12 protein-coding genes and 1 tRNA gene are annotated in these 14,427 nt (G+C 44.5%); 10 read left to right on the top strand and 3 right to left on the bottom strand.

Going from position 1 to position 14,427, the window contains the following annotated elements; genetic code table 11:
* Positions 1–133 precede the first annotated feature (133 nt).
* Positions 134–1,513, bottom strand: coding sequence for a UDP-N-acetylmuramate--L-alanine ligase (gene murC / locus HFM85_RS08930; RefSeq protein ID WP_173737884.1), 1,380 nt, complete (start codon positions 1,511–1,513; stop codon positions 134–136).
* A 315-nt stretch (positions 1,514–1,828) separates the two neighbouring features.
* On the opposite strand from murC, the gene HFM85_RS08925 reads away from it, so the two are divergent.
* From HFM85_RS08925 to HFM85_RS08910, 4 genes are all read left to right on the top strand, one after another.
* Positions 1,829–3,106 carry a glucose-1-phosphate adenylyltransferase gene (locus HFM85_RS08925; protein WP_173737883.1) on the top strand — a complete coding sequence of 426 codons (1,278 nt, stop codon included), beginning with the start codon at positions 1,829–1,831 and terminating at the stop codon, positions 3,104–3,106.
* On the top strand, positions 3,103–4,224 hold the full coding sequence (glgD, locus tag HFM85_RS08920) for a glucose-1-phosphate adenylyltransferase subunit GlgD (RefSeq protein WP_173737882.1): 1,122 nt from the start codon (positions 3,103–3,105) through the stop codon (positions 4,222–4,224). Before HFM85_RS08925 ends, glgD begins: the two co-directional genes overlap by 4 nt.
* A 59-nt stretch (positions 4,225–4,283) precedes the next feature.
* Positions 4,284–4,577, top strand: a complete 294-nt coding sequence (spoVG, locus tag HFM85_RS08915; protein ID WP_119239840.1) for a septation regulator SpoVG — start codon at positions 4,284–4,286, stop codon at positions 4,575–4,577.
* Between the two features lie 521 nt (positions 4,578–5,098).
* Positions 5,099–6,508 (top strand): PcsB-like coiled-coil domain-containing protein, encoded by a 1,410-nt coding sequence (locus HFM85_RS08910; protein WP_173737881.1) that lies wholly within the window; start codon positions 5,099–5,101, stop codon positions 6,506–6,508.
* 299 nt (positions 6,509–6,807) lie between these two features.
* Here HFM85_RS08910 and pduB read toward each other — a convergent pair whose 3' ends face one another.
* Entirely contained in the window at positions 6,808–7,530 is a 723-nt protein-coding gene (gene pduB / locus HFM85_RS08905) for a microcompartment protein PduB (protein WP_173737880.1), read from the bottom strand.
* A 315-nt stretch (positions 7,531–7,845) separates the two neighbouring features.
* On the opposite strand from pduB, the gene HFM85_RS08900 reads away from it, so the two are divergent.
* The 4 genes from HFM85_RS08900 to HFM85_RS08885 all read left to right on the top strand — a co-directional run bounded on the left by HFM85_RS08900 (position 7,846) and on the right by HFM85_RS08885 (position 10,560).
* Positions 7,846–8,397, top strand: a complete 552-nt coding sequence (locus tag HFM85_RS08900; RefSeq protein ID WP_173737879.1) for a biotin transporter BioY — start codon at positions 7,846–7,848, stop codon at positions 8,395–8,397.
* Positions 8,387–8,827: a DUF1284 domain-containing protein gene (locus HFM85_RS08895; protein ID WP_173737878.1), complete on the top strand. Its 441-nt coding sequence runs from the start codon at positions 8,387–8,389 to the stop codon at positions 8,825–8,827. Before HFM85_RS08900 ends, HFM85_RS08895 begins: the two co-directional genes overlap by 11 nt.
* Positions 8,828–8,989: 162 nt before the next feature.
* Positions 8,990–9,063: transfer RNA gene (locus tag HFM85_RS08890), tRNA-Pro, on the top strand.
* A 306-nt stretch (positions 9,064–9,369) separates the two neighbouring features.
* The gene (locus HFM85_RS08885) at positions 9,370–10,560 is read left to right on the top strand and encodes a DUF6128 domain-containing protein (protein WP_173737877.1); all 1,191 of its coding nucleotides are present in this window, start codon (positions 9,370–9,372) and stop codon (positions 10,558–10,560) included.
* A gap of 52 nt (positions 10,561–10,612) precedes the next feature.
* Here the strand turns inward: HFM85_RS08885 and HFM85_RS08880 are convergent, their stop codons facing one another.
* Positions 10,613–11,308: an anaerobic ribonucleoside-triphosphate reductase activating protein gene (locus tag HFM85_RS08880; RefSeq protein ID WP_173737876.1), complete on the bottom strand. Its 696-nt coding sequence runs from the start codon at positions 11,306–11,308 to the stop codon at positions 10,613–10,615.
* Between the two features lie 216 nt (positions 11,309–11,524).
* Here HFM85_RS08880 and HFM85_RS08875 point away from each other — a divergent pair, with 216 nt between their 5' ends.
* Together HFM85_RS08875 and HFM85_RS08870 are read left to right on the top strand one after the other, a co-directional pair.
* Complete coding sequence (locus tag HFM85_RS08875; protein ID WP_173737875.1) at positions 11,525–12,721, top strand: helix-turn-helix transcriptional regulator; 1,197 nt, start codon at positions 11,525–11,527, stop codon at positions 12,719–12,721.
* A 202-nt stretch (positions 12,722–12,923) separates the two neighbouring features.
* Entirely contained in the window at positions 12,924–14,357 is a 1,434-nt protein-coding gene (locus HFM85_RS08870) for an MFS transporter (protein ID WP_173737874.1), read from the top strand.
* Positions 14,358–14,427: the final 70 nt, after the last annotated feature.

Here is a 14,427-nt window from a genome sequence, read left to right as displayed (position 1 = left end):
ACCACGATTTTATAAGAAAATTGCGGTATTTGCAGAAATATGTTGTCGAGTTATGTCAAGTGGGTTATGCACAAAAAAATCCACATGCCGGGCACCTCTGGAATGTGCATAAGCATGTGGATAATGTGGATAACTATTTTCCGAGGATGTGTTCTCCAATATTTACAACGTCTCCCGCGCCCATAGTTATCAACAAATCACCATGTGCACAACTTTTTAAAAGAAAGCTCTCGATCTCATCGAAAGTCGGGAAATATTCACAAGGGGTTCCCAGTTCCTGGATCTGTTTCTGGAGATCCTGGGAGGAAATGCCAAGGTCATCCGTCTCACGTGCTGCGTAGATATCAGCAAGAACTACGTGGTCAGCAAGAGTCAGGGCTCTGGCAAATTCAGGAAGCAGAGCCTTGGTACGTGTGTAAGTATGCGGCTGGAATACGCACCATACTTTCTGATGAGGATAATTCTTCGCTGCGTGAAGAGTTGCCTCGATCTCTGTTGGATGATGTGCGTAGTCATCAATAATGGTAACGCCTCCGATTTCGCCCTTATACTGGAAACGGCGGTCTGTACCTGTAAAGCTTCCAAGTCCTTTAACGATCACCTCATCAGGAAGGTTGAGAAGACGTCCTACGGCGATGGATGCAAGTGCATTGGATACATTGTGGATACCCGGTACACGGAGATAGTAGCTGCCGATTTTTTTGCCCTGGAAAAGGACGGAGAAAGAAGGATGTCCGTATTTATCCCAGGTGATATCTGTGGCTGTGTAATCAGCATCGTTCTCAAGGCCATAGGTAAGTACCTGACATGGGAGGTCACGGGTGATCGTTTCATATTCCGGGGTGTCCGCGTTGATGATCAGCGTTCCGTCAGTCGGAAGAAGCTCTGCAAACCTGCGGAAGGAGTGGCGGATATCATCAATGTCCTTGAAAAAATCAAGATGATCTGCATCCATGTTCAGGATCACGCTGATCTTCGGGAAAAAGCTGAGAAAGCTGTTGGTGTACTCACATGCTTCAGTGACAAAAGTCTCAGAATTTCCAACACGGATATTGCCGTGGATGGCAGGAAGGATACCGCCAACACTGATGGTAGGATCGCAGTCACCCTCAAGAAGGATGTGGGAAACCATGGAAGTTGTGGTTGTTTTGCCATGGGTACCGGAAATCGCAATCGGTGTGTCGTAGTTGCGCATGATCTGTCCAAGAAGCTCTGCACGTGTGAGCATTGGAAGACCTTTCTCCCTGGCGCAGGCGAATTCAGGGTTGTCCGGATGGATGGCTGCTGTGTATACAACAACATCTACATCATCCTTGATATTGGAAGCGCGCTGTCCATAGTAAATCACTGCACCGCGCTCCTCCAGTGTGCGGGTAAGCGGGCTGGCTTTTGCATCGGAGCCGGAGATCCTGAAATTCTCTTCAAGAAGGATCTCTGCAAGGCCGCTCATGCTGATGCCGCCGATTCCGATAAAATGAATGTGAAGCGGTTTGTGAAAGTCTATCTGATACATAATAATCTCCTTATATATATGTGTTGTTTTCGGGATTCTCTGATCTGTTTTATTATACCGCGTCCGGAATCAATTGAAAAGTGGTACTTTCGGAGAAAAAAGTGGTTTTGCGCGGATTATAAAAGTAGCCAGAAAATATCGTCGAAAAATGTTGAAATTTACCAGAAGAACAGAAAAAATGATTAGTCAGACCAATTTATAGTATACAATAGCGATAAAAAAAATAAAATGTAGACAAAATAATTGTAAAAAATGTTCACTAATACGGTAAAGTATGCTATAATTAAATAATCATAACATACAAGAGGTGATCGCATGATTAAGAAAGAGATGATTGCCATGCTCTTGGCCGGTGGGCAAGGCAGCAGGTTAGGAGTTTTGACAGAAAAAGTTGCAAAGCCGGCAGTCGCTTTTGGTGGTAAATATCGTATTATCGATTTTCCACTGAGCAATTGTATTAACTCAGGAATTGACACAGTGGGTGTGCTGACACAGTACCAGCCACTACGTCTGAATACACATATCGGCATCGGTATTCCGTGGGATCTGGACCGCAATGAAGGCGGTGTCACAGTCCTGCCGCCGTACGAGAAGAGCACAAGCAGTGAATGGTACACAGGAACTGCCAATGCAATTTATCAGAACCTGGCGTATATGGAGCAGTATAATCCGGATTATGTACTGATTCTTTCCGGAGACCATATCTATAAGATGGATTACGAAGTAATGCTGGATTTCCACAAGGCGAACAAGGCAGATATCACGATTGCATGTATGCCGGTTCCTATTGAGGAAGCCAGCCGTTTTGGTATTATGGTAACTGATGAGAGCAACCGTATTACCGAGTTCGAGGAGAAGCCGGAGCATCCAAGCAGCAACCTGGCATCCATGGGTATTTATATTTTCTCATGGCCGGTTCTGAAAGAAGCACTGCTCGCACTGAAAGATCAGAATGGATGCGATTTCGGTAAACATATCCTTCCGTATTGCAAGGAAAAAGATCAGCGTCTTTTTGCCTATGAATACAATGGCTACTGGAAAGATGTCGGAACTCTTGGTTCTTACTGGGAAGCTAATATGGAGCTGATCGATATCATTCCGGAATTTAATCTTTACGAGGAATTCTGGAGGATCTATACCAAGGGAGATGTAGTTCCGCCGCAGTACATTGCTGCAGAGGCAGTTGTGGACAAGTGTATCATAGGTGAGGGAACTGAGATTTATGGTGAAGTACATAATTCTGTTATCGGTCCTAATGTAACCATCGGCAAGGGAAGTGTGATCCGTGATTCCATTATCATGAAGAACACTGCAGTTGGAGAGAATGTTGTTATGGATAAAGCGATTGTAGCTGAGGATGTATCCATCGGAAACAACGTTGTGATCGGCTGCGGTGAGGAAGCACCGAATGTTCTGAAGCCGGCAGTGTATTCCTTTGGCCTTGCTGCTATCGGAGAGAACAGCGTGATTCCGGATAATGTGAAGATCGGTAAGAATACCGCTATCTCAGGCGTTACAACAAAAGATGACTACCCTGACGGAGAACTGGCAGGTGGCCAGGTAATTGCAGCAAAGGACGGTGGGAAAGAATGAGAGCGATAGGTATTATTTTGGCAGGCGGTAACAATAACCGCATGAGAGAATTATCAAACAAGAGAGCGATAGCAGCTATGCCTATTGCAGGAAGCTATCGCGCAATTGACTTTGCTTTAAGCAACATGGCGAATTCACACATTCAGAAGGTTGCTGTTCTGACACAGTACAATGCCCGTTCCCTGAATGAGCATTTAAGCTCTTCCAAATGGTGGGATTTCGGAAGAAAGCAGGGAGGTCTTTATGTTTTCACTCCGACTATTACCAAGGACAACAGCTTATGGTATCAGGGAACTGCAGATGCGATCTATCAGAATCTTACATTCCTGAAGAACAGTCATGAACCGTATGTTGTGATCGCTTCCGGCGATGGAATCTACAAACTGGATTACAATAAAGTTCTGGAATACCATATTGCGAAACGGGCAGATGTTACAGTTGTATGCACTACCTGTCAGGATCAGAGCCAGGTTGAGAGATTTGGCGTGCTTCGCATGAATGAAGACTGCAGGATCGAGGAATTTGAGGAGAAACCAATCGTTTCTTCTTATAATACTGTATCTACAGGTATTTATGTTATCCGAAGAAGACAGCTGATCGAGTTGATCGAGCGTGCTGCTCAGGAAGGAAGACATGATTTTGTAAATGATATTCTCATCAGATATAAGAATCTCAAGAGAATTTATGGCTATAAGATCGATACTTACTGGAACAATATTTCCACAGCAGAGGCTTATTATCAGACAAATATGGATTTCCTGAAACCGGAGATCCGCAATTATTTCTTTAAACAGGAGCCAGGGATCAAGACAAAGATCGCAGATGTGCCGCCGGCTAAATATAATCCGGGTGCAGATGTGAAGAACAGTCTGATCTCCAGCGGATGCATCATTAACGGTACAGTGGAGAATTCTGTCCTGTTCCGTGATGTATTTGTAGGCAATAACTGTGTTATTAAAAACTCTGTGATTCTTAATGACGTATACCTTGGAGATAATACGCATATCGAGAACTGCATTGTTGAGAGCCGGGATACGATCCGGGCGAATTCATATTACTGCGGCGAAGAAGGAGAAGTGAAGATCGTCGTGGAGAAAAACGAACGCTACGTATTATAAATTGCAGAAATTCAGAAATTCCCGCAGATACGTTAGGCGGTATGAAAGGGGCAAGTAGCATGAATATTACAGATGTACGTGTGAGGAAGGTAGCAAAAGAAGGGAAGATGAAGGCCGTTGTGTCTGTCACAATAGATGACGAGTTTGTAGTACATGACATTAAGGTTATCGAAGGTGAGAAAGGCCTGTTTATCGCAATGCCAAGCCGTAAGGCCAGTGACGGGGAATACCGTGACATTGCACACCCGATCAATTCTGCTACCAGAGAGCGAATCCAGACTATCATCCTGGACAAGTATCAGGAAGTGATGGCTGAGGAAGCTGAAGGAGAGGTTCTGGAGGCCGCAGAATAAAACGGCTATGGGTTTGACAGCGGGGAAAGATCCGCCTGACTGACGACGTGGGAATTGAAACTGCGTAGGATTATTTTAACCGAATCAAGTAAGTCCCCTGCTTCAATTGCGAGGAGCAATAAGCAGTGGGTGGGACTTACTTGTATCAGGAGGGGTACAAGCCCCTCCTGATAAACTGCGGAGCAGTTATTCGGTTATGAGCAAGTAGCGAAAGCGGATTGCGAATATCCGATTGACAAGAAGCTGCTGCTTTGCGGGGAAACCTGTGAGGCGGCAGTTTTTTTACGTCATAGGAAATTACTCCGTAGCGCAGGATTCTTTCTTATTAATGGTGGGAATATCTTAAAAATTACAGAAACATATTTTGTAATAATTTTATAATATAAACTTACTTCTACAATGAGATTTCATGGTGCTGGAAAACTAAATATTACGTACTTGTTACAAAAATAAAATAAAAATGTTGCTTTTTATGAAAAATATGTTATACTAGTACCCATGAAAGGACGAAAGGTGTTTATATGAAGAATAGAAAAGTTTTCACATTACTGCTTACAGGTATGCTTTCATTTTCCATGGGAAGCAACGTATACGCATCCAGTACAGAAGCCGCGATCGCAGATGCACAGGCACAGAAACAGGCCGCTGAAGAAGGTCTTGCACAGGTACAGAGCAGCATCGGCAGTCTGGAGAGCAAGAAGCAGGAGCTGGAGAGCTATCTGGCCGATTTAAACGCACAGTATGAGGATCTTACCAACAGCATCTCTGAGCTAAGTATTCAGGCTGCTGAGAAGGAAGATGAATTAAATAAAGTAAAGACAGAACTTAAGAAAGCGAAGAAAGCTTCCGCAGACCAGTATGAGTCCATGAAGCTTCGAATCGCATATATGTATGAGAATGCAGGATCATCTGCTCTGGCAACCCTGCTTTCCTCTGAGAGCCTGGCAGAGTTTCTGAACCGCGCAGAGAATGCGATCCAGATTTCTACATACGACAGGAATATGCTGGATAAATATGTAAGCCTTCAGGAGAACATTCAGGAGAATGAGGAGAAGGTTGAGAAAGAGTCAGCAGAGATCGATAATCTGATGACAGAGCGTGCGGCTAAACAGCAGGAAGTACAGTCTATGGCTGCAAGTACAAGTGATGATATCAGCTCTTATGTAAATCAGATCAGTGCCAGCCAGGAAGAGGCTCAGCAGCTGATGGCAGATATCAGCAACGCAGACAGTAATATTACTGCACTTGTTCAGCAGGCAGAAGAAGAGAAGGCTGCAGAGGAGAAGGCAAGAGCTGAGGCCGCAGCAGAGGTTGAGAGACAGGCTGCAGCAGAAGCAGCTGAGGAAGCACAGAATACAGAGTCTGATTCTGACAGCTCCGGTGATTCAGAGGATGATTACGGATATGATCCGGATGAGGATACAACAGAGTCTTCCAGCAGCTCTACAAGTTCTGATGTTGTTGTAGAGGAAGAAGAGGATGAGGAAGATGATGTTCAGTGCGGAAATTCAGAGGATGAGAGCAGTGAAGATAGTTCTTCTGAGGGATCTTCTTATGATGAGTCCGAGGATACATCTTCAGAGGAGAGTTCTTCCGATGAGGCAGCTGATACATCAGCAGATACTTCCTCAGATTCCGGCTCTTCCAGCCAGGGAACATATCTTGGCAACTTTACACTGACTGCATACTGTAACTGTGCACAGTGCTGCGGTACAGCAGGTAATCTGACAGCCAGCGGTACAGTTCCGACAGCAGGACGTACAGTAGCCATGGCAGGAGTTCCTTTTGGAACTAAGCTTCTGATCAATGGAACTGTTTATACAGTAGAGGATCTTGGAACTCCTTACGGACATGTAGATATCTACTGCGGAAGCCATTCAGAGGCATTAAGCTTTGGACTTCAGTCCGCAGATGTATATCAGGTAGGCTGATAAGCGGGGAAAACAGTTCGGATATTGAGAATATGAGAAATGATAACAGCGTTATGGGATCATATGTGTTGATGATCCTGTGACGCTGTTTTTTGCGTAAAATCATGAAAGGATTGTATTTATGAATGTTTGATAATGTAATGAAGCGATAAATGTCTATATGTGATAGAGAAACGAATGTGGATTATGAATATTCGTTTGATATGCAATGTGCGGTTGAAATACAGAATTATGGTTTATACGAAAATCCCACTCTGTAATAGGGTGTTATATCCTGGCTTACAGAGTGGGAAAATTTTTTATAAATATGGTGTACCTGGAATTTCAGGATAAGTTCCCATACCGATCAGAAGCTCGAGACCGGTCTGGCGGCCTTCCAGCACGGCAGCTTTTACTGCACTGGCGTCACCGGAGATGGCAATGATCACCTCGTTGGAATGGCTGGTCCCAATATTCGGAGTCATGTATTTCGTAATAGAAACAGCGGCAGATTTTATAGCATTGTCAGCCATAACAAGACCGATAGCAGCAGGGGAACCGGCCATAAATCCGAAAGCTTCGCCCAGCGGCGTGCCAAAAGCCTTATGGATCGCAGGGCCTGCGCTTGCGGAAAAAGCAAATTCCAGATGACCGGATTCGCTGATGTAAACCTCACCAGCATATTTATTGGTAAGCTCTAATGCCAGGGAAATGGCATGACGCACATCGGAAACATCATTTCCTCCAAGTACAATGTAGTTGCCGTGACCGCCCCATCCCTTAGTATCTCTTGGAAGCTCAATGGAAAGAACCTCCGTGTTGGTAGCTTTGACTGCGTCATCAATAGCTGTGATCTGACCGGCAGCGCCTGTACGGGAGCTGAAAAGTCCCAGACAGTGATATTTCGTGCCAATGTTCATCTCCTTAAGCAGAGAATCGTCAACTCCGGAGATTACAAGACCGATCGTGTCAAGGACCGCAGTTCCTACGAATTCAGTTCGTGTGCAGCTGGTACTGATATTTTGGATATCCTGTATATTCATGTGGAAAATCCCCCTTTTTGCTGAAAAAATCGTTAATTTTAGTATAACATTGGACGTGGGGATTTGAAAGCGGAAATTAGAAATAAGCAGATATCATGTTTTACATAATGAACTGCCTGAATTTTATTTGTCAAAGTGAATGATACGGCACCCTGGTAAATTTGATGAAAAATGTAAACTGTAAAATATAAATGCGTTGACAATCGGGACGACGTGTGTTAAATTGTTAACAGCTAAAAACGGATATCATCAGAGAAAAGATGAGATGATCTTCAGCAGCGGAAAGCAGCAAAGGAAAGAGAGGATAAGATTATTATGACAACAGCGGCAGCAACCAGAAGCAAGACATACGATCTTGTTTATATTGCAGTTTTTGCAGTAGTTATGGCAGTCTGCTCATGGATTTCCATTCCGGCGCAGGTACCGTTTACCCTGCAGACATTCGGAGTATTCATGGCAGTAGGCGTACTTGGAGGTAAAAGAGGAACGATGGCAGTTCTGGTTTACGTTCTTCTTGGTGCAGTAGGAGTTCCTGTTTTTGCAGGATTTTCCGGAGGAATCGGAGCTCTTCTCGGAAATTCCGGAGGATATATCATCGGATTTATTTTCTCTGCACTTGTGATGTGGGCATTTGAGAAATTCCTGGGAAGAAAACCGGTAGTTCAGATTATTTCCATGATTGTTGGTCTGATCGTATGCTACGCATTTGGGACAGCATGGTTTATGGTTGCTTATACAAGAAGCACTGGTGCAGTAGGTCTGATGGCAGTTCTCGGATGGTGCGTATTCCCGTTTATCATTCCGGATCTGATCAAGATCGCACTGGCTTATGTTTTATCAGGAAAGGTACGTAAATATGCAAGATAAGAGCATGGCTTCGGCATATGCTTCTGATGAGGGCACAGAGGAAAATGCGATTCCCCTGCGCCCTCATCATGGTATGTGCCTGGCTTATTTCAAAGGTGAAGGGTATAGTAACGGTTTTACCGCCCATATGGCAGAGATGCTGGAGATTTTTTTGTCAGGAAGAAAGATAAGGCTGCATGTAGATACAGATGAAATCTGTTCAGCCTGTCCAAATAACTGCGGAGGCCACTGTACACCAGGCGGTAAGGTTGTGGAGTACGATCAGGCAGTGCTGGATCGCTGTGGATTTGAGGCTGGTCAGGTTCTGGAGTTCAAAGAATTTACACATCAGGTTCAGAAAAAAATCCTCGCGACAGATGGCAGGAAGGAAATCTGCGGAAACTGCCAGTGGAACAGCATCTGCGAAGAGCAGAAGAGCCGTTGGGCATAGAAAAACTGCTTCGGGTCTGCGAAAATGCACGCCCGAAGCAGGAAAAAAGAAAAAATTCGATTTTTTTGAAATTTTTTAATTTTTTCTATTGACAAACCAATAAAACTCTAATATAATAGCTCTTGCAGTTGAGCAACACACAAACAACTGAAAACAAAATATCGAAGCGTGGCTCAGTTTGGTAGAGCGCTGCGTTCGGGACGCAGAGGTCGCAGGTTCAAATCCTGTCGCTTCGACTAAAGCTTTGAGAATCCCTTGATTGAGGGGTTCTTTTTTGTTTGTGAAAAATAAGAGAACGTAAGTTTGTGTTACCTTGTGTTGCCTCAATGAGAAAAGAAAGGAGAATCTTCTACATTTGTCAGGAAAAAATAAAGGTAAAGGAAAATAAGAGATCAGATATATCCGATAGAAAGTTACATATCTGAGAAACAGGGAGAATATTTTGTTTATAATTTGCAGGTGCAGTGTAGCTGAAATGCAAGGAATGATTTCCCACAATCTTCATATATATTAACGAAGCCGAATTACCGGAGGGACACGCGTTGGCCGGATATCAGCGTTTTGTTGCGTATGTGTACGAGTATCGTAAAGGGAAAAAAGATGGCAGCAGTGGTTATGTGAGAGTGGAAGCCATGGACCGAAAGTGTCGGATGGAGGTTCACCTGCGCTGTGTGGGATTGGAGCCTGGAAGCCGGTGCAGGGTGTATGGCTTTGTGCGGCGGGAAGGGCTGTTGGACGGAATTCTGATCGGGAGCTGTGTTACAGGGCAGGAGCGGATCGAGTGTATGCTGGAGACGGATGCAGGGGATATTGGAGGCATGGGGAAAAGTCTTCAGGATCTTGGCGGAATGCTGCTGATCTCGGATGCCGGAGGATTCTGGGGAACTGAATGGGACGATCAGCCAATCCGGCCGGAGAATTTCCAGGAGTGGAAAAAGGAGAACGAGACTGAGAGTCAGAATAAGAGTAGCGGAGAAAATTCAGAATCGGCAGCAGAGCCTAAGATTATGATTGCAGAAGAGATCCGGGAAGAAGGTGTGGAAAGTTCACAGCGGTTGGATATGGAAGTACCGGAGCTATCCCGGTCTGGTACTGCGCATATGGATGTAAGACCGGCAGAATCAGGTTCAGGGACAGCGGGATCTGGTTCTGATCAATCGGGAATGCACCCGCCAAAATCGGATTCAAATCTATTGGGGATGATGCGTTCACCAGTACAGGGACAAAATTATCCGGGGCAAGGGCAGCCGGAGTCAATGTCAAACCATCCGGGTCCCAGGCCGTCCGAACCAGAACCGAATGCACTGGGAATGAGACCACCCGAACCAGACTCAAAGCGTTCAGGTCCACGACCGCCGCAGCCAGGGCCAAATCACCCGAATCCGGGCTCGAGACCACCCCGACCACTTCCGGGCATATCTTGTGATGTACCTTTCAACGACGGTCAGTTCACAGACTGCCGGAAGATCAAACCATCCGATTGTTCCGTTTTATGTAAACAAAACGGCTGCTTCTGCAACAACCGTTTTGTCATATATGGATATCAGAATTTCGGGCATCTTCTGCTATGCAGGAATCACCGGGGGCAGTACATACTGGGAGTTCCCGGCGAGTACAGCCAGCAGGAACGGTTTATGGCCAATATGTTTGGATTTCCCTACTTTAAGGAATGTCAGGATATTCATACTTCAGGTGGAAAGGGTGGATACTGGTACTGCTTTATCAACGTCTGATCGAAAAGTTTTCATATATACGAGTAAGCAGATCGTTTTGCAGATCTGCAGCTTACAGATCCATACCTCGAATTTCGACTACCGGGATTGTCTCAAGGAGGATATCCCGGTAGTTTTTCATTTCTTCTTCGGAGCAGGCAGAGAATCCCGGCATAAGAACTCCGTCGGAATCCCGGTAAGCCTGGAGATAATAAGCTTTTGCACTGCTTAGCCACTGACTGATCTCCTGAAAATCTTTTTCAGAATGAAGCTCACGTACAACAGTAGTACGAAATTCATAATCAAGATCTCCGTTCAGCAGCCATCCGGCAGTTTCACGGATCGCGTCCAGATCAACATTCACGCCGGTAAGCATATGATAGTTGGAAGGACAGGCCTTGATATCCATTGCGACCCTGTCAATGAGGCCGTCTGCTGCGAGATTTTTTACCACAGAGGGACGTGACCCGTTGGTATCAAGTTTCACATCATAACCAAGATTTTTGATCTCGTGAAGAAAATCCGGAAGTCCGTCAGAAAGCGTCGGTTCGCCTCCGGACACGCACACACCGTCCAGAATTCCCTTCCTTTTTTTTAGAAAAGCCAGAATTTCCTCCTGGGAATATTCAGGCTGGCTTCCTGGTTCCACTACCAGAGCCCCATTCTGGCAAAAAGGACAGCGGAAATTGCAGCCGCCCAGGAATATGGTGCAGGCCACCCGGCCCGGATAATCCAGTAAAGTTGTTTTGTTAAATCCGCATATTTTCATAAGTAAACTCCTCTCGTTTATAATATAAGATCAATCAAATCAGGTAATTCTCGATAATATCAGTATAAGCATACCTCAGCACACAAAAAGCTGCAATGTTATATTGGGATTTTACAAGTGATTGCGAAACGTCACCAAACCACGTATAATTTATCCAGATATTACCCGAAATAAACGAGTCTCCCGGGAAATAAACAATAAACGAAAGGACACGACATGGCAGAATACACATTGCTGAGAAAACTGGAAGTGCTGTGGGGAATTCCCATTTTTTATACGGACGAAACCGGAAAAGATGTCCGGGGAGTTGGCGTATTTTCTGAAAAACAGAATCCTCTGACTATATCGGGGGAACTGGTCAATGCCCTGATCTGTCAGGCAAAAGAACAGGATGTACCGGCCATCTGTAAGGTTTTTGGCAAGATCTATTTTTTCTGTGTTCAGAGCGAACAGGAATACTATCTGTCAGGTCCCGTATGCGTGGAACAGCTCAGTTACGTGGAAATACACCAGTTTTACAAGAAATATCATATGCCTGCTAAGGAGGAACGTCATCCGGATCAGATGACTTTGAACAGAATGCTGAATTTTGTAAGCTTCCTGTATGAACTTCTGGAGGGAAAAGACGTTCAGTCGGACAAGCTTATGGAAAAAAATAATCTTATTGTGGAAAAAGAAGTTCGGGAAGAGAATGACACAGTCCGCATCGAACTGGACAAACCGGACGGAACAGCCTTCCATCACACATACATGGAAGAGCGCTATGTAATGGACTGCATCCGTGAGGGAAACGTGGAAGAGATCAATGAACGTGCTTCCGGTCTCTTTGAAAAAGCAGGAATTCTTTCAAAGAATCGATTTAATGATCAGAGAAATCTGGCCATTGTAACCACAACGATGGCTACCAGGGAGGCTATTGCAGGAGGCGTTTCACCGGCAGATGCCTATCGTCTCAGCGATTACCTGATCAATCAGATCGACCGGTGTCAGAAAATCGAAGAGATCACAGAACTGAACAGAAGATCTATTTATAAATTTACAAAACTGGTGGCTGATACCAGAAAAACGAGAAGTTTTTCCAGCTACACAGAGCAGTGCAAAGATTATATTTCACAGAATTACCACCACAAGATCTACATGGAGGACATTGCAGAAGCGATCGGGATCAGCCAGGGGCATCTGTCCCGGGTCTTCCGTCAGGATACCGGAGAAAAAATCCAGGACTACATTCTGAAATTCCGGATAAAAAGAGCTGCCAATCTTCTGAAGTATTCCGATGCCACCCTGTCAGAGATCAGTGACTATGTATGCTTTAACTCCCAGAGCCATTTTGGCAGCGTATTCAAAGAATATATGAAGATGACCCCAGGACAGTACCGTGAGAAATATAAACGCAAGGAATTTTATTCCTGAATAAGTTTATAAAAATATTAGAAATATGTTGAAAAAATGATAAATACATCAAAAATATGATAACAAAAACGGGAACTCTTTGCTTATAATATGCTTGTCGTTGAGACATACCTGATTGATCCGTCAGGAACAGGGCGCGCAGAAAAAATTTACATGTTCCGGAGTGGATCGTTATATCAACATAAAAAAGTGGAGGAAAGAAATGCAAAAGTTAAAACACGAACCGGCATATTATGAAACGACAAAGTTCAAATGGAGACAGCGTATCGGTTTTGGTATCAGTGATTATGCTTGTAATCTTGCATACCTTCTTGCCAATACATACCTTCTCTTCTATTACACAAACTGCGCGGGACTTGCAGCTGGAGCTGTTGGATTTATGTTTGTTGTAACAAAATTCATCGATGCTTTCACAGACTACATGGTAGGTGCAATGATCGACCGTACAGATACAAAAATGGGACGTTACCGTCCATGGATGCTTTACGGAGCACCGGTCCTTGCAGTAGGTATGGTTCTTCTGTTTTCCGTTCCGACAGGATGGAGCGCAGGTGCAAAGCTTGCATGGGCATACGTAACTTACGTCATTTTCTCATTTGGTTACACTCTGGTAAACATTCCGATGGCACCGATCGTATCTTCTCTGTCAGCATCCGCAACAGAGCGTACCAAGATTTCTACAACACGTACTGTATTTTCAAACCTTGGATCACTGACATCTTCCCTGTTCGTGCTTCCGATGGTATACTTCTTCTCCGGCTCCAAAGATGCAACTGGTGCAGCGCTGGCTACCGGATACCGTAACACAAACATTGTACTTGGAATCATCGTTATCATCATCATGGCAATCTGTGTATTCTCTATCGTAGAGATCAACCCGCCGACAAAGTCAGCAGGAAAGAGTTCTCTGATCAAGGATATCGGAAGTCTTGTAAAAAATAAATATTACCTCATGTTCCTTGGCGAGGTATTTTTCCTTTTCCTTGGATATCTTTCCATGTACGGAGCAATGCAGTACTATTATACTTACATTGTTGGTGATGTAAGCGGAATGTCACTGGCACTTACTTTACTTACCTTACTTGCAATCCCGACTATGATCCTTGCAGCTTATCTCAATGGTAAGGGAATTGCCAAGATCAAGCTGATCCAGTTTGGAGCGATCGTAGATATCGTTGGATATGCGATCCTGTTCTTCACATCTGACGGAACAATCGCAACAGCAGCACTTGGACTGATCGGACTTGGATTCGGTTTCCGTTCCAGTATGTTCTTTTCCATGATGCCTGATATCTTTGACTATACAGAGTGGCAGGTAGGAAGAAACCTTGGCGGAACACAGAATGCAATCCAGGGATTCGTAAATAAGGTTTCCTCAGCAGCAGCATCAGCTATCGTATCTGCGTTTCTTGTATGGGGTAACTACGATGCGGCAAAACTTGACAAGGCAATTGCAGACGGTGTAGATATTGCAACAAAATTTCCGCAGACCCACACAGCGATCAATTTCGCATTCGGTGGTCTTGCACTGGTATCTACAGTAATGGCTGTAGTTGTACTTCTTCCGTACGATCTGGATAAGAAATATCCGCAGATCCGTGCAGAGCTGAACCAGCGGAATAAAGAAAACGCATAAATTAAAATCGAACAAAAAAAGAAAAAATAAGGAGCATCGAAAGGTGCTCCTTTCGATTATCAGAACATCT

This window comes from Blautia schinkii (assembly GCF_013304825.1).
GTDB classification, from domain to species: Bacteria; Bacillota; Clostridia; order Lachnospirales; family Lachnospiraceae; genus Blautia_A; species Blautia_A schinkii_B.
Note: the sequence above shows the minus strand (reverse complement) of the source record. Positions and strands in the feature narration are given on the sequence as shown.